General features: G+C 62.7%; 1 protein-coding gene. It reads left to right on the forward strand.

Translation table 11 applies throughout. From position 1 onward, the window contains the following. Nucleotides 1-70 precede the first annotated feature (70 nt). A protein-coding gene (locus tag QN345_RS19230) for an IS3 family transposase (RefSeq protein WP_322187989.1) occupies nucleotides 71-1,215 on the forward strand; the annotation gives its coding sequence in 2 pieces (ribosomal slippage) (nucleotides 71-350 and nucleotides 350-1,215; 1,146 coding nt in all). The last annotated feature ends 43 nt before the right edge of the window (nucleotides 1,216-1,258 follow it).

Here is a 1,258-nt window from a genome sequence, read left to right on the forward strand (position 1 = left end):
AGACGGGACTGCCCCCGGTTTGGTTGACTCCTGACCTGTGGAGATTCGTCTTCGCTGGAAAGATGTCACCATGCCCAAGCCCTACCCACCCGAGTTCCGTCGCGATGTCGTCGCGGTCGCTCGCAAGCACGAAGCCCCGCTGAACCAGATAGCGAAGGACTTCGGCATCTCCGAGTCGTGCCTGGCGAACTGGCTGAAGAAAGCCGACGTCGAAGAGGGGGTGAAGCCCGGCGTGATGGAGAAGGAGTCGGTTGAGCTGCGGGAGGCGAGGAAACGGATCCGGCTGCTGGAGCAGGAAGCCGAAGTAATGCGCCGCGCGGTCGCCTACCTCTCCCGGGACGTCAACCCAAAATGATGTACCCGCTGGTCCGCGAACTGGCCGTCGACGGAGTCCCCGTCACGGTGACCTGCCGGGTATTGCACTTCTCCAAACAAGCCTTCTATCAGTGGCTCCGAAACCCGGTCTCCCAACGTGATTGGGATGATGCGCACCTGACCAATGCGGCGTGGGACGCCCACCAGGACGACCCCGCGTTCGGCTACCGGTTCATCTCCGACGAGCTCAACCATGCGGGCCTGAAGGCTGGTGAGAACCGGGTCTGGCGGTTGTGCTCTCAGCAGCGGCTCTGGTCCGTGTTCGCGAAGAAACGCGGCCTGAGGGGCAAGGCCGGCCCGCCCGTCCACGACGACCACGTTCAGCGGAACTTCACCGCGACCCGGCCGAACCAGCTGTGGTTGACCGACATCACCGAGCATCGCACCGATGAGGGCAAAATCTACCTCTGCGCGATCAAGGACGTGTGGTCGAACAAGATCGTCGGCTACTCGATCGACTCCCGAATGAAAGCATCCCTGGCCGTCGCAGCGGCCCGCAACGCGATCGGGCAACGTGACATCGACGGCACGATTCTGCACTCCGACCGCGGCTCTCAATTCCGCTCCAACGCCTTCGTCCGGGTCCTGAAGAACAACGCCATCACCGGGTCGATGGGCCGCGTCGGCGCGTGCGGCGATAACGCCGCGATGGAGTCGTTCTTCGCCCTGCTGCAGAAAAACGTCCTCGACCGGCAACGATGGGCCACCCGGGAGGAACTACGCCTGGCAATCGTCGTCTGGATCGAGCGAACCTACCACCGGAAGCGTCGGCAACGTCGCCTCGGCAAACTCACCCCGATCGAGTTTGAGACAATAAACATGGCCCTCAACGCCGCCTGAAACCACTAACCCAACGAGTCAACTGAACTCGGGGCAGTCCCGA

This window comes from Cryobacterium sp. 10I1, assembly GCF_035019805.1.
GTDB classification, from domain to species: domain Bacteria; phylum Actinomycetota; class Actinomycetes; order Actinomycetales; family Microbacteriaceae; genus Cryobacterium; species Cryobacterium glucosi.